17 protein-coding genes are annotated in these 20,228 nt (G+C 65.7%); 4 read left to right on the top strand and 13 right to left on the bottom strand.

The features are described from left to right. Positions 1-696: 696 nt before the first annotated feature. From MU558_RS11870 to MU558_RS11855, 4 genes are all read right to left on the bottom strand, one after another. The gene (locus MU558_RS11870; protein WP_246966485.1) at positions 697-1,038 is read right to left on the bottom strand and encodes a hypothetical protein; all 342 of its coding nucleotides are present in this window, start codon (positions 1,036-1,038) and stop codon (positions 697-699) included. A 96-nt stretch (positions 1,039-1,134) separates the two neighbouring features. Then, entirely contained in the window at positions 1,135-2,067 is a 933-nt protein-coding gene (locus MU558_RS11865) for an alpha/beta fold hydrolase (RefSeq protein WP_246966484.1), read from the bottom strand. Positions 2,068-2,170: 103 nt separating this feature from the next. Beyond that, entirely contained in the window at positions 2,171-3,250 is a 1,080-nt protein-coding gene (gene meaB, locus MU558_RS11860; protein WP_246966483.1) for a methylmalonyl Co-A mutase-associated GTPase MeaB, read from the bottom strand. Further along, a complete protein-coding gene (locus MU558_RS11855; protein ID WP_246966482.1) occupies positions 3,247-3,663 on the bottom strand; it encodes a cobalamin B12-binding domain-containing protein in 417 nt (138 codons plus the stop codon). The genes meaB and MU558_RS11855 overlap by 4 nt, the downstream gene beginning before the upstream one ends. A gap of 308 nt (positions 3,664-3,971) precedes the next feature. Here MU558_RS11855 and MU558_RS11850 point away from each other — a divergent pair, with 308 nt between their 5' ends. Further along, on the top strand, positions 3,972-4,646 hold the full coding sequence (locus MU558_RS11850) for an HD domain-containing protein (protein WP_246966481.1): 675 nt from the start codon (positions 3,972-3,974) through the stop codon (positions 4,644-4,646). Between the two features lie 214 nt (positions 4,647-4,860). Here MU558_RS11850 and MU558_RS11845 read toward each other — a convergent pair whose 3' ends face one another. From MU558_RS11845 to MU558_RS11825, 5 genes are all read right to left on the bottom strand, one after another. Then, positions 4,861-5,544: a LysE family translocator gene (locus tag MU558_RS11845; protein ID WP_265781280.1), complete on the bottom strand. Its 684-nt coding sequence runs from the start codon at positions 5,542-5,544 to the stop codon at positions 4,861-4,863. Positions 5,545-5,631: 87 nt separating this feature from the next. Then, positions 5,632-6,237, bottom strand: coding sequence for a class I SAM-dependent methyltransferase (locus MU558_RS11840; RefSeq protein ID WP_246966480.1), 606 nt, complete (start codon positions 6,235-6,237; stop codon positions 5,632-5,634). Positions 6,238-6,317: 80 nt separating this feature from the next. Continuing rightward, positions 6,318-6,962 carry an HTH domain-containing protein gene (locus tag MU558_RS11835; RefSeq protein ID WP_246966479.1) on the bottom strand — a complete coding sequence of 215 codons (645 nt, stop codon included), beginning with the start codon at positions 6,960-6,962 and terminating at the stop codon, positions 6,318-6,320. Between the two features lie 158 nt (positions 6,963-7,120). After that, a complete protein-coding gene (locus MU558_RS11830) occupies positions 7,121-7,888 on the bottom strand; it encodes an enoyl-CoA hydratase/isomerase family protein (RefSeq protein WP_246966478.1) in 768 nt (255 codons plus the stop codon). A 102-nt stretch (positions 7,889-7,990) separates the two neighbouring features. Then, positions 7,991-10,477 carry a DNA topoisomerase I gene (locus tag MU558_RS11825; RefSeq protein ID WP_246966477.1) on the bottom strand — a complete coding sequence of 829 codons (2,487 nt, stop codon included), beginning with the start codon at positions 10,475-10,477 and terminating at the stop codon, positions 7,991-7,993. A gap of 241 nt (positions 10,478-10,718) precedes the next feature. Here MU558_RS11825 and MU558_RS11820 point away from each other — a divergent pair, with 241 nt between their 5' ends. Then, positions 10,719-12,170 carry an MATE family efflux transporter gene (locus tag MU558_RS11820; protein ID WP_246974969.1) on the top strand — a complete coding sequence of 484 codons (1,452 nt, stop codon included), beginning with the start codon at positions 10,719-10,721 and terminating at the stop codon, positions 12,168-12,170. Positions 12,171-12,210: 40 nt separating this feature from the next. Here MU558_RS11820 and MU558_RS11815 read toward each other — a convergent pair whose 3' ends face one another. The 3 genes from MU558_RS11815 to MU558_RS11805 all read right to left on the bottom strand — a co-directional run bounded on the left by MU558_RS11815 (position 12,211) and on the right by MU558_RS11805 (position 16,605). Beyond that, entirely contained in the window at positions 12,211-13,752 is a 1,542-nt protein-coding gene (locus tag MU558_RS11815; protein WP_246966476.1) for a uracil-xanthine permease family protein, read from the bottom strand. Between the two features lie 175 nt (positions 13,753-13,927). Continuing rightward, positions 13,928-15,412 (bottom strand): Asp-tRNA(Asn)/Glu-tRNA(Gln) amidotransferase subunit GatB, encoded by a 1,485-nt coding sequence (gatB, locus tag MU558_RS11810; RefSeq protein ID WP_246966475.1) that lies wholly within the window; start codon positions 15,410-15,412, stop codon positions 13,928-13,930. 56 nt (positions 15,413-15,468) lie between these two features. Continuing rightward, complete coding sequence (locus MU558_RS11805) at positions 15,469-16,605, bottom strand: helix-turn-helix transcriptional regulator (RefSeq protein WP_246966474.1); 1,137 nt, start codon at positions 16,603-16,605, stop codon at positions 15,469-15,471. 172 nt (positions 16,606-16,777) lie between these two features. Between MU558_RS11805 and MU558_RS11800 the strand changes: the two genes are divergently transcribed. Both MU558_RS11800 and MU558_RS11795 read left to right on the top strand, forming a co-directional pair. Then, a complete protein-coding gene (locus MU558_RS11800; protein ID WP_246966473.1) occupies positions 16,778-18,499 on the top strand; it encodes a PepSY domain-containing protein in 1,722 nt (573 codons plus the stop codon). Positions 18,500-18,551: 52 nt separating this feature from the next. Then, positions 18,552-19,241, top strand: a complete 690-nt coding sequence (locus MU558_RS11795) for a DUF7345 domain-containing protein (protein WP_246966472.1) — start codon at positions 18,552-18,554, stop codon at positions 19,239-19,241. A gap of 65 nt (positions 19,242-19,306) precedes the next feature. Here the strand turns inward: MU558_RS11795 and MU558_RS11790 are convergent, their stop codons facing one another. Further along, positions 19,307-20,170, bottom strand: coding sequence for an SDR family NAD(P)-dependent oxidoreductase (locus tag MU558_RS11790; protein WP_246966471.1), 864 nt, complete (start codon positions 20,168-20,170; stop codon positions 19,307-19,309). Positions 20,171-20,228: the final 58 nt, after the last annotated feature.

Here is a 20,228-nt window from a genome sequence, read left to right as displayed (position 1 = left end):
TCGCTGGGGTCAGGTCACTCATGTTTTCCCTGGCAGCCACGACCGTGTGGGAAATGCGGGAGATAGACGACGAGATATGATTGGATAGATTCAACGCCGCCTCGAGGCTGTTGGCCTCGTCGTCCGCTCCTGTCATGGGGTCAGGGGTTGCGGCGAGCATTCTTCACCTTTGGTAGGGTACGTGCGCCGTAGCCTCTGAGTCGGTCACATCGTTTCTGACAAGAGTTGGATAACTCATGTGCTGTGTGCTGAACTCAGGGCGTATATTGGCCACATGATCTGCCAAATTTCGGTGTTACGTACAGGTGTGAAGTGTTTCGGTTCACCGATCAGGAGCTGTCAATATCCCGGTTTCGGTTGGAGAGTGCGCTGAGCGCGATAAGAAGGTAAACCAATCCGAAGCAACGGATCACCGTAACCAGTCCCTTGTTCCACTCTATCGTCTCCGGTCGTTCGTAGGCGTAGTTCTCGTTCAATCTGAGCGCCTGCTTCGGAATGAAGAGCGTGAAACAAACGAACCCGCCGTGCTGAACTCATCCTCCTATGAAAATCCCGCATGCGGTTTCTGGCAGGGGATGGAGAGATCACAATCCGTCGCGCTACGTCCTTCGTCTGCACTGATCGTCGGTTAGTCGCAGAAAGGGCCGGTGAACGGTTCTGCGGCATCCTCCCAGGAACCAGTTCCAACCAGCAGTGTCAGACCCCCCAGCGGCTCCACGCGAAGACCGCGGCGACGACGAGCGCGAGAGCGGCGAACGCGCCCCACTGCCCGAGTTGGGTGTCCGCGAGCGGTGCCATGAGGTCGACCAGCCCGGTCGCCTGCATGAGTGCGAGCGCGAGCAGGAGAACGGCGAGAATCGAGACGACGCCGATCGTCGTCCCCTCTTTCATCATCCAGGCTGTTTCTCTCGCCTCCTGTTTGCTGTCCCGAGTCGGTTCCTCGATCGCTTCCGCGTCCGGTTCCTGTTTCGACGGCCTGGCGTCCTCGTCGATCTCGTCCGGGGAGGTTCCAGGAGGCGCGTCGTCTCGGTCATTCATGCTCGATCCTCGAGTGATACGGTCCGCGTACGGGTACCGTTTCGACCTGCAGATACAGGCGCGAGGACGCCTCGCTGCCACGCCGAGAACGCAGGACTAGTCCGTCGCTCGAGGCAGTTCCGCCTCGAGGTACTCGAGGAACTGTTCGGGGTGTTCTGCGTGGGGAAGCAACGTCGCGTAGTCGACGACGACGAGGTCGAGGTCGGCGGCCTCGGCGAGGTTGCGGCCGTCCCGGAGCGGGACGAGTTCGGCGTCGCGACCCCAGACGAGCGTGACGGGAATCTCGAGGGCCGCGAGTTCGGTCTCGAGGTCGACGTCGGGGTCGAGGGTGCCGGCGGCGAACGATGCGGGGGCGAAGCGCGCGCCCGGCTGGTGGGCGCTGCGCCAGGCGTAGTCGACTTCCTCGTCGTCGACGCTGTCGGCGTCGTAGTAGCCGTCGCGGTCGAGAAAGAGGCGGATCGATGGTTCGCTCGCGAGCAGGTTGAAAAGCGCCGTCCCGACGACGGGTGTCCGGAGGAGCGTCCGTACCCAGGGGCGGTCGCTCGTGGTCTCGGCGGTCGGACAGATCAGCACGAGGCGATCGACGTCGGCGTCGGCGGCCGCCGTCGCCGCGAACGACCCGGAAAGCGAGGAGGCGATCACGATCGGCTCGTCGGTCACGTCGCCAGCGAACGCACGGAGGAACGCCGTGTAGAGGTCGGCGTCGTAGACGAGCGGTGGACGGTCCGACCGGCCGAATCCGGGGAGGTCGACCGCGATAACGTGGTAGTTCTCGGCGAGGTTCCGGACGATCGGCTCGAACTCGTAACTACTCGCCGCCGCGTTGAGCCCGTGGACGAGCATGACGTCGGGGTCGTTTGGATCTCCGGCAACCGTGTACGCCACGTTCATCCCCCGCCAGCGGTAGGTCCGTTCGACGCCTGGAAGCGGGTTCTCGAGGTCGCCGGCCCGGCTGGCGAGCAGTCTGTTCCCGACGACCGCCGCGCCGACTGCACCGACGCCCGTCGTGAGTGCCGTACGGAGCTTCATACGCTCCCGTTGGACGACGACGGCCTTAGAACCGCGGATCTCGGCGAGAAAATCGGGTTACAGACGACCGTTCGAGCGGCTACCGGCCGAATCGGCGACACGACTACTCAGACGGCAGTTCGAGCGACTCGTACTCGAGTTCGTCGAGACACGTTTCGACGGGGTCGAGCGCGCCGCCGGCGATTTCGTACGGGTCCGTCTCACCCCGTCGGACCGCTTCGGCGAGGCCGTCGACACCGCCAGCGCGCTCGAGTTCGTCCTCGAGCATGGCGTGGACGTCTTCGCGAAGCAGCGTTCGAATCTCCTCGGCGTAGCGCTGTCGCGTCCGTTCGGCGAGTATCCCCGACTCCTCGAGGTACGTCCGGTGGTCGCCCAGCGCGTCGATGAACGTCTCGACGCCGTCGCCCTCGGTGGCGACCGTCTCGACGATCGGCGGCGTCCAGCCGTCGCCCGCGCCGTCTACGTCCGTCGCGTCCGCGTCCGTGTCCATCGCGTCCGCGCCGTGGTGGCCTGCACCACCACCGAAACCGGTTCCCTCACCGAGTTCGATCATCTCTCTGAGCTCCTGGACCGTGCGGTCGGCACCGGGACGGTCGGCCTTGTTGACGACGAAGACGTCGGCGATCTCTAAGATGCCGGCTTTCAGCGTCTGGACCGAGTCGCCCGAGCCCGGTGGGACGAGGACGGCGACGCTGTCGGCGGTGCGAACGATGTCGATCTCGTTTTGGCCCGCCCCGACGGTCTCGATGATGATCTTGTCCTTGCCGAACGCGTCCATCGCCTTGACGGCGTCCGCCGTGGCCGTCGAGAGGCCACCGAGCGTCCCGCGGGCGCTCATCGACCTGACGAAGACGTCCATGTCGCCGACCGTCGAGGCCATCCGGATGCGGTCGCCGAGCACCGCGCCGCCGGTAAACGGCGACGACGGGTCGATCGCGATGACCCCGACCGTCTCCCCGCGCTCGCGGTAGGCTTCGGCGAGTTTGTCCACGAGGGTCGACTTGCCAGCGCCGGGGCTGCCCGTGATCCCGATCACGTCGGCGTCGCCGGTGTGGGCGTACAGCTCCGAGACGAGGTCGCGATAGCCCGACGAACGGTTCTCGATCTTCGAGATGGTCCGCGCGAGCGCCCGGTGTTTGCCGGCCAGGAGGTCCTCGAGTAACTGCTCGTCGGCGGCGTTCATCGTTCCGGGGCGTTCTCGCGGACGAATTCGATCGTCTCCTCGATCGACGTTCCGGGTCCGAAGACTGCTGCGACGCCTTCGTCTTTTAGCTGGTCTTTGTCCTCGTCCGGAATGACGCCACCGACGAGCACCATGGTGTCCTCGAGTGCGTCGTACTCCTCGAGTCCGTCCATGATCTTCGGGACGAGCGTGTTGTGTGCACCCGAGAGGATCGAAATGCCGAGGACGTCGACGTCCTCCTGGACCGTCGCCTGGACGATCTCGTCGGGAGCCTTGTGCAGTCCGGAGTAGATGACCTCGAAGCCGGCGTCGCGGAACGCCCGGGCGATGACGTGGGCCCCGCGGTCGTGACCGTCGAGGCCGACTTTGGCGACGAGACATCGAATGGACTGTTGCTCCTGTTCGCTAGTCATGTCACACTGTTTCGTGGCCGGTCGTTTGACTTTAACGGAAGTTGCTTGCAAATGGGTAGTATGACAGGACGCCACACACGAGTCGTGTCCGCGCGCTGGACGGTAGTCCCCATCCGGCAGTGGCAGCCAGCGAGACAGACTCGAGTGAGCACCGACGATCTCCGCGAGCGACCTGTCGCGATAGCGCAGGGAAGACTTGTATTCTGCGCGTCTTTCGCAGAAGAAGTAACACGAACCAAAGGCTAAAGAGCGGAACGACCCAATATTTGCGTAATGACTATCGCTCGTCTGTTGCGGAGGGATCTATCGTGGGTGTCGAAATAAAGGAAACGAGGGTAAGCGACGCCGAGTTCGAGGCGATGGAACGGTTCGTCTTCGAATACCTGTCAGCCAGCGTCGAAAAAGAAGAGGAGGGTGGTCGCATGCGCTGGTACCCGTGGCACTCCGCCGAGTACCGACACAACCACATCCTCAACGTCGTCTCCCTCGCCGAGGAGATTGCACGCAAGGAGGGCGCCGACGTCGACGTCACCCGCGTCGCCGCGCTCTTTCACGACGTCGCGAAACTCGAGGCCGACCAGGAGATGCACGCCGAGGCCGGCGCTCGCGTCGCCCGCGAGTACCTCAACTCCCACGGCGAGTACCCCGAATCGTTCGTCGACCAGGTGTGTCGTGCGATCGAGGACCACTCCTACCAGGGCGACCTGCGGGACCTCCCCCTCGAGACGCAGTGTCTCATCGAGGCCGACCTGCTCGACAAGGTCGGTGCCAACGGTACGGCCCTGATGCTCCTGCGGATGGGCTACGAGGCTCGCACGCACATGGACGCAGACGAGATGGTCGATCGCGTCATGGAACGCGGGATCGACGCCGCCAGCCGCGTCAGAAGCGACACCGCCGAGAGCATCGCCCACCAGCGACTCAAGCGCGTCCGCTGGTTCCGCGAGTGGCTCGAGGACGAAATCGCGGCGTTCGGCGAGTAGCGGGCGGTGGACTCGAGCGTCGTCGACCGCTGGCTCGGCTAGCCGTCGCTGAGTGGCTGCCTGTATCGCAACACGAGGTAGATGAGCCCGACGATGATCGCCGGGTAGACCAGCGCGGCGACGTACGGCCATCCGGACATGATCGAAGATCGTACCGCAACCGTTCTGATCGTTTCGATTCGAGCCAGATGCCCTGGTTCGAGCGAGTGGTCTCTCAGAAGAGCGCCGTGAGGCCAATCCAGCAGAACAGCAGCCCGAAACCCCCGAGGACGAGGCCGCTCAACAGCGCGACCAGCGGCGCGAACGCGTCGATTCGCCGCCCCGTCGCGACGAGCGCGGCCGGATAGGCGATAACCCAGAGACCGATTCCACCGAAGAAGCCGACCAACAGCGCGGGGCTCCCGGTCTCGACGACGAATTCGCCGACCAGCGACGAGAGGACGTCGGGGACGTGGTCTGTCACCGCGAGCGTCCCCGGTCGGACGAGACCGATGCCGACGGTGAGCCAGAAAGCGATCTGGTAGGGGTTAGTCAGCGAGAGCGCGAACGCCTTCCGGAAGCCGGTCGAGGCCTGGGCGACGTCGCCCTGGGTGAACCCCGTCGCCGCGGTCACGTTCCGCAACGCGTCGGCGGCGAACGCCAGCATGAGGACGCCGCCGACGAGAAAGAGGGCGTCCTGAACGGTGGCGTGACGCTCGAGGACGGCGGCGACGCCGGCGAACGTGAGCACGAAGAAGATGACGTCGGCGAGCATGGCGCCGATGCCGGCTTTGAAGCCGGACGTCCAGCCACGGAGGACGCTCTCTTCGGCGATGATCGCGTTCATCGGCCCCGGCGGGGCAGCGAGTGCGACGCCGAAGACGATTCCGGCGAACGTCGTGACGACGGGGGAGGTCACGGTACTCGGTCCGTAGTGAGCGGACAAAAGTGTCGCGGAACGCGAGTGACGACGCCGTAGACGTCGCCGACGATCCGCTCCGACCCGCTATCGGGACAGCCGTGGATACGACTGGCTTCCGCCGCTCGAGTTGCGGGCCACGAGCGTCGCCACTGCGGCGGACCCGCCCGTTAGCGACCGAACGCGTTCCTCGTAGTGGAGGATCGTCAGATCCAGACACGCCCGCAGGAGGTCGTTCGACCGGTACCGGTGACGGTTCGAGGGACCGACTTCGACCGGGTCGCTCGAGCGCAGGTGATGTTCGTAGACCACGACGCCACCCGGTGCCAGCGCCTCCTTGAGGTCGGGGAGCACCTCGAGCGCGGCGAAGAAGCTCACGGTGATCACGTCGTAGGCGTCTGTCTCGAGATCGAACGCGGCGACGTCCGTGCGAATCCAGTTTACGTCGACGTCGCGGTCGTCGGCGCGACGACGGGCCGTCTCGAGGGCTGCATCGGAGACGTCCACCGCGTCGACCTCGTACCCGTTCTCGGCGAGAAAGAGCGCGTTGCGTCCGGTTCCGGTCGCGACGTCGAGCGCTCGTCCCGACGGCAGCGTCTCGAGTCGTCGCTCGAGTTCCGGAATCGGCTCCTCGGGCAGTCGGAAGTCGTCGTCGCCGTGCTTTTCGTTCCAGCGTTCGCGGTCGTCGGTCACGTCTGGAGCGACGGTCGCGTGGGTCTTGGCTCTCCCGGACGTGAATTCGGTGCGCGCTCGTCGCGCAGAAAACGTGACGGCTACCGCCGGGCCTCGAGTTCGACTTCGGCGTCTGACGACGGTTCGGTTTCCTGGATCGGCACGTACCGGCCGTCGCCCCTGATCGTCCCGGTCCACCCACAGTCGACACAGGTAAAGATGCCCTGGCCATTGATCAGCGAACCACCGCAGTCGGGACAGGTATCCTCGTCCGTCTCGGCCGGAACGTCCGAGGTTCCGAGCGGCGTCGGGACGTTGCCGGTCCGGAGCGCGGCGATCGCCTCGGTGGCCGTGTAGGTCTCGTCGCCCGCCGAGTGCGGGAAGACCCCCACCAGTTGCTCGTCCTGGTAGATCGCCAGACAGAGCACTGGCGTGACGAGGACGTCTTTCGTCTGGCCGGTCACCGACGAGCGGACCGTCCGCTCGTTGAACGGCGGCTGGATGTCTACGCCCTGTCTGTCGGCCCACCGTTCGTACCGCTCGAACGTCTCGAGGACCTCCTGGTGCGGACTCTCCTCGGCGATCGTGACCTTCTCCGGCCAGCTCCGCAGCAGGACCGTATCGACTGTCCCCTCTGACTCGCACGTCTGGAGCGTCTCGACCTGGCCGTCCACCGGCTCGAGCAACAGCGGTGCACGGACGTGACACACCACGGTGCACTCCGTCGACTGGCTATCGGTCGTCATAGGTGTTACGTGATGATGCAACGACCAGTTTGATAAGCATTTCCGCGCTCACACGTGAAGTACAGATTTCCCTAGTGTGTCGTCGAGTCGTCCCGGCGGTGGCGGACCATTCGGGTGCTACGGTTCCTCGCGACGTCGAATCGCGTCTGGCGTCGGCCTCACTCGAACTCCGGTTCTCGATCCTCGAGGAACGCCGCCATCCCCTCGCGCTGGTCGTGCGTCCCGAACAGGCCGCTCCAGAGTCGCCGCTCGAAGGCCAGTCCGGCCGACTGGGGCATCTCGTGGACCTGGTTCAGCGCCTCTTTGGCCGCCGTCATGGCGAACTTCGGCTTGGCTGCGATTTCGGCGGCCAGGTCCGAGACGACGTCGTCGAGTTCCGCCTGAGGGACGACCTCGCCGACCAGTCCGACCTCGGCGGCCGACGCCGCGTCGAGGCGTTCGCCGAGGAACACCATCCGTCGAGCGGTCGCGTCGCCGACGAGTCGCGACAGTCGCTGCGTGCCACCCCAGCCGGGGACGATCCCCAGGTCGATCTCGGTCTGTCCGAAGACGGCGTTCTCACTCGCCACGCGGAGGTCACAGGCGAGTGCGAGTTCGCAGCCGCCACCGAAGGCGTAGCCGTTGACCGCGGCGATCACCGGCGCGTCGTGGGTCGCGATCGCGTCGAAGATCCGGTGGCCGACTTCGGCGTACTCCTGGGCCTCGTTCGTCGAGATCTCCTGCATGTAGCCGATGTCCGCACCGGCGACGAACGCATCCTTGCCCGCGCCGGTGACGACGACCGCTCTGGCGTCGTCTGTCTCGCCGACCGCCTCCTCGAGTGCCTGCAGCGTCTCGCGATTCAGGGCGTTCAGGCTGTCCGGACGGTCGACGGTGATCGTTGCGATGCCTTCGCTCTCCTCGAGAGTGACTGTCTCCCAGGACATACCGGTACGTCGAAGGCGAGTGACATATACGTTCGCCTCCGCCGACCTCGAGACGGCCGTGGCTTGTGGTGCTAAAAACGAGTGGCCCCGCGCTGTGCCCGTTCAGGCTTTCGCCTGCCAGCTACGAACGCGATCGGCGCTGACGCCGTCGACGTCCTCGGCGACGGCGTCCGGATCGGCGTCGGTCAGGTCGTCGATGCTCTCGATGCCCGCGTCGGCGAGCTTCTCGGCGGTCTTCGCGCCGATACCGTCGAGCGACTCGAGGTCCGTGCCGCTGTCACTCTGGCGGGCCTGGAACTCCCGGTAGTTGCAGATCGGACAGCCAAGTTCCCAGGGCTCGTCGCCGTTGTGGATCACCAGTTCGGGCAGGTCGTGTTCCTCGCAGTACTCGTCGGTGACTTCGATCTCGCCCCGGCGCGGCAGCGGCAGCGAGTACTCGCAGTCGGGATAGCGCGTACAGCCGACGAGCCGAGAGCCGCTCTGAAGGGTCTTGATCGCGAGTTCGCCCCCGTGTTCGTCGCCACACTCGGGACAGTCGCCGATGATCGGCCCCTCGCCGGCGTCCTCGGCCTTGCAGAGCGGACAGCCGTGGACGAACGTCTGGCGGCCGGCGAGCATCTTGACGTGGTGGAGGTCGTGTTCCTCACAGGTTTCCTCCATGATCAGCGGCTTGCCCGTCGAGGGAAGCGGGAGGGTAAACTCGCAGTCGGGGTAGCCGTCACAGCCGACGAAGTACGAGCCGTGGCGACTCCGGCGCACGAGCAGGTCCTCGCCACACTCGGGACACGGCCCCAGGCGCTTGTCCGCCTTGAGCGACTTCCGGAGGTGGTCGCCGATCTCCTCGCGGGAGTCTGCGAGTTCCGCGAAGATCTCCTCGAGCATCTCGCGGGACTCCTCGGTGACGTCGTCGAGGGTGGCCTCGCCGGAGGCGATGGCGTCCATGTCGGCCTCGAGTTGAGCGGTCATTCCCTCGCTGACGACGCGGTCGGCGTAGTTTTCGGCGGCCTCGACGACGGCCATCGCCAGCCGCGTCGGCCGCGGTGGGTCGCTCTCGATGTAGCCCCGATCGTACAGCTTCTGGACGATCTCGTGGCGGGTCGCCTTCGTCCCGATGCCCATGTCTTCCATCGTCTCGATGAGCCGGGACTGGCCGTACCGGCGTGGCGGCTGGGTTTCTTTCTCCTCGAGTTCGACGTCGCCGACGGCGAGTTCCTCGCCCTCCTCGACGGCGGGCACGTAGTTCTCCGACGTGCTGTAGTAGGGATAGACCGCGTGGTAGCCAGGTTCGACGAGGCGCTTGCCGTTGGCTTTGAGCCTGCGGTCGTCGACCTCGGTGACGACCTTGAGGTGTTCCCAGACGGCGGCGTCGGCGACCGTCGCGTAGAACCGGCGGACGACGAGTTCGTAGACCTTCCACTCGTCGTCGGTGACGTCCCCGCCGCGGGTCGGGATCTCACCCGTCGGGTGGATCGGCGGGTGGTCGGTCGTCTCCTCGTCGCCCTCGGTGGGAACGATCTCGTCGGCCTCGAGCAGGTCCTCGGCGTCCTCGCCGAGCGTGGAGTGGCCGACGAAGTCGTCGAGCAACTCCTCGGGATCCAGGTCGTCGGGGTAGACGGTGTTGTCGGTACGCGGGTAGGTGATGTAGCCGGCGGTGTAGAGATCCTCGGCGATCGACATCGCTCGCTTGGCCGAGAAGCCGATCGCGCTCGCCGCGCGGATGAACTGCGTGGTGTTGAACGGCGTCGGGGGCGAGTCGGTGCGCGTACGGCGGTTGACGTCGACGACGGTCGCGGCGTCGGCACTCGAGAGCGTCTCGTAGGCCGCCTCGGCCGCGGACTCCTCCCAGACGCGTTCGGCCTCGTTGTCGTCCTCGTCGCGGTAGAAGTACTGCGACTCGAACGTCTCTCCGTCGTCGTTCGTCAGGTCGGCGAAGATTTCCCAGTAGTCGTCGGGATCGAACGCCTGGATCTCGCGTTCGCGGTCGACGATCAGCTTGAGCGCCGGCGACTGCACGCGACCGACGGAGATGAAGTCCTGGCCGAGTTGTCCCGCCGAGAGCGAGAGAAACCGGGTCAGCGACGCCCCCCAGATCAGGTCGATGATCTGGCGGGCTTCGCCGGCGGCGGCGAGGTCGAAGTCGAGCTCTTCCGGCTCGGCGAAGGCGTTTTGCACCTCGTTTTCGGTGATCGACGAGAACCGGACGCGACGGATCGGGACGTCCTCGTTGACCTCGCGGACGATCTCGTAGGCTTCCTTGCCGATGAGTTCGCCCTCGCGGTCGTAGTCGGTCGCGATCGTCACGCGCTCGGCCTGTCGTGCGAGGATTCGCAGCGTCGCGACGATGTTCTCTTTCGTCGGCGTCTTCTCGATGTCCGCGTCGACGAGTTCGGCCGGTTCGACGTCCCGCCAGTCGGAGTACTCGGGCGGGAAGTCGACGCCGACGACGTGCCCCGACAGGCCCACGCAGCGCTTGCCGCCCCACTCGTAGACGTTCACGCCGTTCTCCCGGGAAGACTCCATCGAACCGCCGCTCAGAATGTCGGCGATCCGCCGCGCAGCGTTGTCCTTCTCGGTGATAATTAGCTCCACGGGGGCTCACCTCCCGGTGCTCGAGCCGTTGTCATCGTCGCTCGATACGCCAGTCGCCCGGATAACTGTTTCGCAGAAATCGGGAGACAGCGCGGGTGTACGCGCGACACGCGCGCTTGGGAGACCGATCTGGGCAGGGGCGCGACGAAGCCGGCAACCCCGGACGAGATGGGAGTTCTTTTGCGTCGGCCGACCGACGAACCCACGAACAGTGGCCCAGACCGACCGCAAACGCGTCGACATGACGACGGGCTCGATCCCGCCGAAACTCCTCCACCTAGCCTGGCCGCTGGTGCTTGGCAACCTGCTCCAGACGTTCTACAACCTCGCGGACATGTTCTGGGTCGGCCGGGTGAGTTCGGCCGCCGTCGCCGCCGTCTCGCTCATGTTCCCGCTGTCGTGGATGTTCGTCTCGACGGCGATGGGCATCACGGCGGCGACGATCGCGCTGGTCTCCCAGCACGTCGGCGCGGGCGACGACCGACGGGCCGACCGCGTCGTCGCACAGACGATCCTGCTCACGCTCGTCGTCTCGACGACCCTCGCGGTGGTCGGACTCGCCTTTCGGCGGCCGCTTTTGACCGTCATCGGCGCTCGCGGCGACGTCTTCCTCGAGTCGCTCGCCTACATCGAGGTCATCTTCCTCGCACTCCCGTTTACGTTCCTCTTTTTCGCCTTCCGCGCCTCCCTGCAGGGTGCCGGCGACACGAAGACCGCCATGTGGCTGATGGTCCTCTCTGCGGGACTCAACGTCGTTCTCGACCCGATCTTCGTCCTCGAGTGGGGCCCGTTTCTCGGTTGGGGAACGCGTGGGGCGGCCGTGGCGACGTTCATCTCCCGCGGGTTCGCGACGGCAGCCGGGATCTACGTGCTGCTGGTCGGCGGCTTCGGCGTTCGCCTGCGAATCGGCGACCTGCGGCCGGACTGGACGGTCCAGCGACAGCTCGTCGGCATCGGCTACCCGGCGACGTTCGACGGCTGGGCGCGCAGTTTCGCCGCGGTTGCGATGGCCGGCTTCGTCGCCCGCTTCGGCCAGAACCCGACCGCCGCCTACGGGATCGGCATCCGGCTGATGTCGGTCACGTGGTCGGTCGCGGGGGCAGTCGGACAGGCGACGGCGACCGGCGTCGGGCAGAACCTCGGCGCGGAGACGCCAGAGCGTGCCGCCGCCGTCGCCCGAACCGCGACGGCGGGAACGATGGCCGTCGTCTTCGCCGCCGCGGCGCTCGTGTTCGCGTTCCCTGCCCGGTCGATCGGGGTGTTCACCGGCGACCCCGCCGTGATCGCCGACGGCGTCGTCTTCCTCCGGATCACCGCGCCGTTCTGGGCGCTGTTCGCCGGCGTGATGGTCGTCCAGGGCGCGTTCCGCGGGGCCGGAAACACGCGAGAGGCGATGGCGCTCTCGCTGCTCTCGCGGTGGATCTTCCGCATCCCGGTCGCGCTCGTGCTCGCCTTTACCGCCGTGACGATCCCCGTTCTCGGGGTCACGATTCCCACCGTCGCCGCGATCGACCTGGGGGTCGCGGGGATCTGGTGGGCGTTCTCGTTCGGGATGGCCGCCTCGTTTGTCGTCGCCGTCGCCTGGTTCCGGCTGGGGACGTGGAAAGAAGGCGTCGTCGAGGACGAACGACCGGGTCCACCCGCACCGGCGGGAACTCGAGGGGGCGACGAAACCGAGGCGGGTCACGACTGACGGCCGACTGCTGACCGCTCGAGTGTCGCGTGGAATACCGTCAGTCGCTTCGACTGGCGCTCGTCTGGCGCTCGAGGAACGTTTCGAACTCCGCGTCGTCTTCGGCGATGCGGTCCCACTCGGCGATCCCGCGTTCCTCGCGCGTGCCCGGGATCGTGTTATCGAGGACGAGCGCGGCGAGGCCGCCGACCGCCATACCCGTCGAGCCGATCACGTAGATCGTGTCGGCGATGAGACGTTCGCTCAGGACCGGCCCGAGAACTGCCACGCCTTCCATGACCGCACGGAACTCCTGTACCTGCTCGAAGTTCCCCATGTACGCTGGAATCGCCAGCCCGACGAACAGGGCGAAGCCGACGATGAACGTGTTCCGCGAGGACTCGAGGTCGACGTGCTTGAGCGTCGAGATTCCGACGGCGACGATCTGACCGAACATCGCGATGAACAGGCCGCCGACGATCGGGCCGGGAATGGTCGCGATCAACTGGCCGAAGTAGCCGACGAAGCCGACGAGCAGCATGACGACGGCCCCGACCTGCACGACGTATCGCGAGGCGACGCCGGTCAGGCCGATCGCGCCGATGTTCTCGGAGTAGGACGTCGACCCGCCGGTTCCCATGATCCCGGCGAAGACGTTCATCAGCCCCTCCATCCCGATGCCGTGATTGATCCGCTTCTCGCTCGGTGCACCCGAGCCCGAGATGTTCGCCACCGCGTAGTAGTCGCCGATGCTCTCGACGATCGAGGCCAGCACGCCAGCGAACATCCCGACGACGAACGCCGTCGTCACCTGCGGAGTACCCCACTGGAAGGGGTAGATCGGGAGCAGCAGCTGGGCGTCCGCGACCTGTCCGAGGTCGACGTAGCCCGGGTGGCCCCCGCCGATCACGCCCGTCACCGAGAGGACCGCGGCGACGATCCAGGCGATGACGAGCGCCAGAATCACCGGATAGAGCCGGAACGCTTTGTGCTTGACGTCGAGATACTGCGAGAACAGCAGGATGAGCCCGAGCGTGAGCCCGAGCAGGGGCCAGCTCTGGTCGGCAGTAGTGATCTGGGGGGCACTGAACAGCGACAGCCCGATCAGCGCGATCGTCGGAGCGATGACCACTGGCGAGAGGAACCGGCGGAGTTTCCCGACCAGCCCGAAGTAGCCCATCGCAACCTCGACGATCGCGGCGACGATGATCGCTCCCTGTAACTGCAACAGCGCGGCCTCCCAGCCTGGCTGGCCCGAAACGCCGCCGGCGGTGACGACGCCGACGATGGCCAGCGCCGGCGCGAGCATCGAGAACGGCGCACCCTGCACGATCGGGTACCGGTTGCCGAACGTCGTCTGGGCGAGCGTCGCGATTCCGGAGACGACGAAAAAGGTCCCGATGAACCGGGCGGTAACCTCGGGATTGTCCGTCATCCCCATCGCGCCGGCCAGAATCAGCGGCACCGCGATGTTCGCGCCGACCATCGTCAGGTAGTGCTGGATGCCGAGTACGACCGACTCGCCGGCGGGCGGTCGGTCGTCGATACCGTACTCGATCGCGTCGTCTGTCGTTCCGGTCCGTGGTGGGTCGTCGTCCGTCATATCACACTCGTCCGCCGAATAACTGCGCGTGAGGCTCAAATGACTGTTGATCCGTCCCGGCCGTCGCCGGCAGCGAGCGGCCCTGAAGACGTCACTCGGGTGACTCGAGTCGAGCCGAAATCGGATCGAGAGTAGCGAAAACGTGGTGAGCGGAGACGATCGAGAGCGCGACGGCCTACTCCTCGAGTTCCGCCCGGAGAAGCTGGTTCACGTCGCCGGGGTCGGCGCTGCCGCCGGTCTTCTGCATGACCTGGCCGACGAGGAAGTTGATCGCGCCGCCCTCGCCCGCGTGGTAGTCTGCGACGGCGTCGGGATTCTCGTCGATCGCCTCCACGACGGCCTGCTGGACCTCGTCCTCGCCGGTCTTGCCGAGCCCCTCCCGCTCGACGATCGTATCCGGATCGTCGCCGTCGTCGAGCATCCCCCGGAGGACGGTTTCGCGGGCGTTCTTCGCTGTGATCTCGTCGGTCGCGACGAGTTCGACGAGGCGGTTTACCTCCCCGAGGCGATCCTCGACGTCGGTGATCTCCATATCTCGGTAGTTGAGTTCGCCCAGCAGTTCGTCGGCGACCCACGTCGCCGCCAGGTCGGGGTCGAACTCGCTTGCGACGTCCTCGTAGAAGTCGGCGACCTGCTTGGTCGAGGTGAGCTTCGAGGCTGCCTCCTCGCTCAGGTCGTACTCGTCCTGGAATCGCTCGCGCCGAGCGGTTGGAAGCTCGGGAATAGCGATCTCCTCTTTCCAGCCCGAGACCCGCAGCGGCGGGAGGTCGGCCTCCTCGAAGTACCGGTAGTCTTTCTCCTCTTCTTTCGAGCGCATCGAGACCGTGATACCACGGGACTCGTCCCAGTGGCGCGTCTCCTGTTCGACCGCTCGCCCGCGCTGGATGGCGTTTTTCTGTCGAGTCTCCTCGTAGGCCAGCGCCTTCTCCGCGCCCTTGTGACTCGAGATGTTTTTCACCTCGGTCCGGTTGGCGGCCGCGAGCGCCTCCTCGTCGATCGTGCCGTCGCCGTTGGTCTCTTCTGCGGGGATGATCGAGAGGTTGGCGTCCACGCGCAGGCTGCCGTCCCGTCCTGCGTCGAAGACGCCGAGGTACTCCAGGACTTCCTCGAGTTCGGCGAGGAACGCCCGGACTTCGGAGGGGCTGCGAAAGTCCGGCGCAGTGACGATCTCCATCAGCGGGACGCCAGCGCGGTTGTAGTCGACGAGCGTGTAGTCGGCGGTGTCGATCCCGCCGCCGACGTGCTGGAGGCTCCCGGGATCCTCCTCGAGGTGGGCGCGCTCGATCGCGACGGTTCGACGCTGGCCCTCGACGGAAATCTCGAGTTCGCCGTCCGCACAGATCGGCTCGTCGTACTGGGTGATCTGGAAGTTCTTCGGCAGGTCGGGGTAGTAGTAATTCTTGCGGTGGAAGCGGGTCTCCTCGGGGATGTCGGCGTCGATCGCCTTCCCGACTTTCACCGCGGCCTCGACTGCGGCCTCGTTCAACACCGGCAACGCGCCGGGGAGGCCGAGACAGACCGGACAGACGTTCTCGTTGGGCTCGTCCGCCGGCTCGGTCGGACAGGAACAGAAGATTTTCGTGTTCGTCTCCAGCTGGACGTGGACCTCGAGGCCGATGACGGTGACGAGGTCGCCCTGCTGGACGGTTTGTGCGGTCATTGCGCCTCGATTTGACCTCCGCGGGGTAAAGCGTAACGGGACGACTCGACAGCCAGTCAGTCGTCGTCCTCGAGGAGGTCGATGACGTTCTCACGACCGATTCGAAGCTTCTCGACGGCTCCCTCGTCGGCCATCCTGGAGACGACTCGAGACGTCTTCGAGGCGGACCACTCGAGTTCGTCGGCGATGGCGGCCTGTCGCATTCGACCGCCGTTGTGCTCGAGCAGCGCCCGGACCCGGTCGTCGTCGGTCGCAAGGTCGGGCGACGGCATCTGGCCGATCGACTCGCTCGACTGTTCGGCATCGGCATCGTCCGCCGTCTCGCCGTCGGTGTCGGTTGGCCGATCGGCGGACTCGACTGCGGCCGCAGCCGACGAGCGTCGCGACGGGATCAGGTCGATGTCGTCACGTCGCCGGGCGAGGGAGACGCCGCCAGCCACGAGCACGACGGCCGCGACGACGATGACGGTGGCGAGTCCGTCGTCGACGATCACGGAGCCGACCGAATCGAGACGGGAACGGTCCGAACCGTCGTTCGCTTCTGCGGGTTCGAAGCGGGCGGCCGGTTGCTGGGTGGCGAAGTTGTCCGGGCCGATCCAGATAACCGTCGTGTCGTCGACCTCGTCCGACGGTGGTGACGTCGACGTTGCCACGTATTCCGCGGGTGGAACGAGCTGGAGACGGTCGCCGTCGTCGAGATAGAACCCGCCCTCGAACACGTCGCCGACGACGACGGTCTCCCCGTCAACAGCGGCGAAGTTCGTCCAGGTGAACGAGTAGGTGACGACGCCCCACCGTCTCGGAAGTTCCTGAATCGACGTCCGCACGCGAAACTCCGTCGCGGTCATGTTCCGACTGGTCGCGTCCGACGCACTCGAGACGACGCCAGTCATGCGCCGTTCGAACCGATCGGCGTACGCCTCTCGGTCGGCGCGGAACCGGTCCTGGAAGGCCTCGTAGTCGGCGACGTCGGTGTCGTTCTCGAGTCGCGTTCGGACCGTCACCGACCAGCGGGCAGACCCGTCGTCTGCGACCTCGATTCGCGTGACGGTCGTGTCAGCCGTGGGTACGTCCTGAACTGCAGTCTGGGCGGCCCCATCCGGAACGGAAGCGGCCGAGGTCTCGATGGGAACGGAAGAGAAGATAGACGCCACGACGAGAACAGCAACGACTCGCTCAGTTGTGACTCTCACAGTCACGTGATGGTTTTGAGAGCGACGGTATAAGCGTGCTGACCGATCGTCTGCAAATCGCTGCAATTCGGTGCAAACGTCCGACAGCGGCGGGGCTGCCGTGCAACTCGAGGGAAATCACGACAACGGTGACGACGGTTTATGTCGGTCCCGAAGAGAGACCGGATCGACGATGAAACGACAACTCCTGCTCGTCGCGATGGCCGTGTTGCTCTGTACGGGCGCGATCGGCCCGGCGGTCGTCGCTGGAGTGTCGACTGCCGATCGACAGACCAACGGTGGCGTCGACGTCACCGCTGGCGCACAGCTGTCGACGGTCGTCACCGCCACGAGCGACGAAGTACGTACCGAATTCGAGAATACCGCGTTCGACGAACGGATAGAACGTGGCAACGAGAGCGACCGCGCGGCGGCGATCGCAGACCGCGCGGCGGTTCTCGAGAACCGTTCGGCGACGCTGCGGGCGGAGTACGAAGCCGCCACGGAGGCATACCGGAACGGCGAACTCGACAGGTCGGCGTACGCCCAGCGACTCGCGTCGCTGAGTGCCCGTGCACAGGGCGTCGTAGAGAGTTACGACCGCCTCGAGGAACGCGCCGCCGAGGTCGACGACTTCGAACTCGCCGCGGCCGGCGTGAACGAGACGGCGCTGGCCGACGGCAAAGCGTCGGTGACTCGACTGACAGGCGCTGGTTCCGAGGCACTTCTCCGGCATTTCACTGGCGAGGAACGCGGTGAGGTCGAACTCGAGTTCGACGACGGCGTGTCGATCGAGGTCGAAAGCGAAGACGGCGAGCGAAGCCGCGAATTCGAGCGCCCGCGTGATGGCAACGGGACGCTGGTGATCAGCCAGTCGGACGCGCTCGCCATCGCCGAAGATACCCTCTCCGCGGCGAACGGAACCTGGATCCTCGACGAAAGCGAGACCGACGACGGCCTCTACGAGTTCGAGTTCGTCCTCACGGGCTCCGAGGTCGGCGACGCCGAGGTTAGCGTCGACGGCGAGACGGGCACTGTCGTTGCCCTCGAGGAAGAAATCGCCGCACGCGACGAGGACGAAGACGACGAAGACGGCGAAGAAGATAACGAAGACGACGAAATCGACGAAGACGACGATGACAAACGGCTGGCCATCCTCGTCGACGAGGGGACGCCAAATCCAGGCGAACAGGTGACGCTCGTCGTGCTCGCCGACGGCCAGCCGGCGGCCGGCGCGACCGTCGCGGTCAACGGCCAGTCGGTCGGCGAAACGAACGACGACGGAACGATCACCGTCACCCTGCCCAGTGAAGAGGCCGACATCGAAGCCGAGTACGCCGACGCCGACGCCGAACTCGAGTTCGAGTTCGACGACGAACGCGAGGACGACTCGCGGTTCCAGGCGGATGCGACAGTCGAGAACGGAACGGCGACCGTCTCCGTAACGTTCGACGGCGAGCCCGTTTCGGGTGCCACGGTAGCCACTGACGACTGGAGCGGAACCACCGACGATGACGGTGTGGTGTCGTTCCCGTTCGAACTGTCCGACGATGAAGACGAACTCGAGGTCGACGTCGTCAGCGGCGAACTCGAGACCGAACTCGAACTGGAATCCGACGGAGACGTAGTCGAAGACGGGGATGAAGACGATGCAGAAGATGAAGACGGTGAAGAGGACAGCGAAGGCGACGAAGAAGACGATGACAGCGAGGGCGACGAAGAAGACGACGTAGACGATACAGACGACGACAGCGAAGGCGACGAAGAAGACGACGTAGACGATACAGACGACGACAGCGAAGGCGACGAAGAAGACGACGTAGACGATACAGACGACGACAGCGAAGGCGACGAAGAAGACGACGTAGACGATACAGACGATGACAGCGAAGACGACGATGAATCGACGGTCTGATCAGACTCGGCAGACCGATTCGTCGCAGTCACTCGGTTCCCGAGTGCCGGCCGTGCTGGCCGCTGCACTCGTCACGCTCGCCTTGCTCGGGAGTGCAGTCGGAGGCGTTGGCGGCGCTCGCGCAGCGGAGACAGAGCGTCCGCCACAGCAATCAGACTCCGCGTTCGTGGTCGACCTCGAGGGCGACGGCGACGCGACGACGGCCGTCACCGTCGTCTTCGACCTCGAATCCGAGAGCGACCGGACCGCCTTCGAGTCGCTCCGGCAGAACGAGACGAAGCGGGATCGACTCGAAAACCGCACCGAGAGCCGGTTGCAGACCGTCGTGACGGCGACCGCCGAGGAGACAGGCCGCGAGATGGCGATCGAAGCCACCGACGTCTCGTTCGAGGTCGACGATGCGGACGATCGTGGCGTCGTCACCGTCTCGGCGACCTGGCGTTCCCTCGCGGCGGTCGACGGCGATCGGTTGATCCTCGGCGAGCCGTTCGCCAGCGGGTTTGCCCCCGATCGAACCGTCGTCGTCCGCCTCCCGGAGGGGTACACACTCGAGAACGTGACACCGGTGCCGACCGACCGTGACGATCGGCGGCTCGTCTGGAACGCGAGCACCTCACTCGAGGGGTACGAAGCCGTCGTCACGCCCGCGGAGGCGAGCGACGGGGACTCTCAGCCCGGTTTCGGGGTCGCGGTGGCGATCACCGCGATCGTCGGGATGGCGCTCGTTCGACGGCGGCGCTGATCGGCGGCGGTTGGGGGACGGGTCGGCCTCCTTTCGTCCGTGCACTCTCTCGGCCGAACCCGTTCTCACTCGTAGGTCAACGTCATCCCACCGTCGAACAGCAGATCGCCGCCGTTGAGGTGACGAGCGAGTTTCGAGAATCCGAGCACGAAGAGGTTCGCGACGTCGACGGGTTCCATCATCTCGTCGTTTCTGGCCTGGCCGAGCATCACGTCGCTGATCACCTCGTCGACGCTGATGCCGCGGCTCTCGGCGGTGTCAGGGATCTGGTTCGCCACGAGCGGCGTCTTGACGTAGCCGGTGCTCACCGAGAACGACCGGACGTCGCCGTCGCCTTCGGCCGCGATCGACTGGGTGAGTCCGCGGAGACCGAACTTCGAGACGTTGTAGGCGACCTTCTCGGCCGTGACGTAGTGGCCGTGGACCGAGGCCATGTTCCCGACGCAGCCCCGCCCGTCGTCGGTCTCGCGGAAGTGGGGCAGACACAGCTTCGTGAGATACAGCGGCGCTCTGAGCATCACCCGGTGCATCCGGTCGTAGGCCCCCATCGGAAAGTCCTCGATCGCGTCGATGTGTTGCATCCCCGCGACGTTCGCGAGGTACTTGACGTCGCCGTAGCTCGCAGCCTCGTCGACGATCCGCTCTACGTCGTCGTCGACGGTGAGGTCGGCCGTCACCGTCTCGATCGGTGCCTCGATGCCGAGTTCCTCGCCGTGAGCGACCGTCTCCGCGAGGCCGTCGTCGTCGATATCCGTCGCGACGACGGTGAGCCCGTTTTCGGCTGCCGCGAGCGAAAGCGCCCGTCCGATTCCAGAGCCACCGCCCGTGACGATACAGCAGTTGTCGGCGGTGAACGAGTCGTCGTCGACCGTGTGGATGCGATCCCGCGTGATCTCGGGGACTGCGACCTGTTCTCGAGAGGAATCCATCGGGAAAACGTTGTCTCGAGACGTCCAAAAGGACACACGTTAACATATCAACCGCCGT

It is taken from the genome of Natribaculum luteum (assembly GCF_023008545.1).
Taxonomy (GTDB): Archaea; Halobacteriota; Halobacteria; order Halobacteriales; family Natrialbaceae; genus Natribaculum; species Natribaculum luteum.
The sequence above is the reverse complement of the archived record's forward strand: the minus strand, read 5'-3'. Positions and strand labels throughout refer to the sequence as shown.

Coding starts and splice junctions, on each gene's coding strand:
- MU558_RS11870 (WP_246966485.1), bottom strand. CDS start 1,038: ATGAATGACCGAGACGACGCGCCTCCTGGAACCTCCCCGGACGAGATC.
- MU558_RS11865 (WP_246966484.1), bottom strand. CDS start 2,067: ATGAAGCTCCGTACGGCACTCACGACGGGCGTCGGTGCAGTCGGCGCG.
- meaB (WP_246966483.1), bottom strand. CDS start 3,250: ATGAACGCCGCCGACGAGCAGTTACTCGAGGACCTCCTGGCCGGCAAA.
- MU558_RS11855 (WP_246966482.1), bottom strand. CDS start 3,663: ATGACTAGCGAACAGGAGCAACAGTCCATTCGATGTCTCGTCGCCAAA.
- MU558_RS11835 (WP_246966479.1), bottom strand. CDS start 6,962: ATGACGACCGATAGCCAGTCGACGGAGTGCACCGTGGTGTGTCACGTC.
- MU558_RS11830 (WP_246966478.1), bottom strand. CDS start 7,888: ATGTCCTGGGAGACAGTCACTCTCGAGGAGAGCGAAGGCATCGCAACG.
- MU558_RS11820 (WP_246974969.1), top strand. CDS start 10,719: ATGACGACGGGCTCGATCCCGCCGAAACTCCTCCACCTAGCCTGGCCG.
- MU558_RS11815 (WP_246966476.1), bottom strand. CDS start 13,752: ATGACGGACGACGACCCACCACGGACCGGAACGACAGACGACGCGATC.
- gatB (WP_246966475.1), bottom strand. CDS start 15,412: ATGACCGCACAAACCGTCCAGCAGGGCGACCTCGTCACCGTCATCGGC.
- MU558_RS11800 (WP_246966473.1), top strand. CDS start 16,778: ATGAAACGACAACTCCTGCTCGTCGCGATGGCCGTGTTGCTCTGTACG.
- MU558_RS11790 (WP_246966471.1), bottom strand. CDS start 20,170: ATGGATTCCTCTCGAGAACAGGTCGCAGTCCCCGAGATCACGCGGGAT.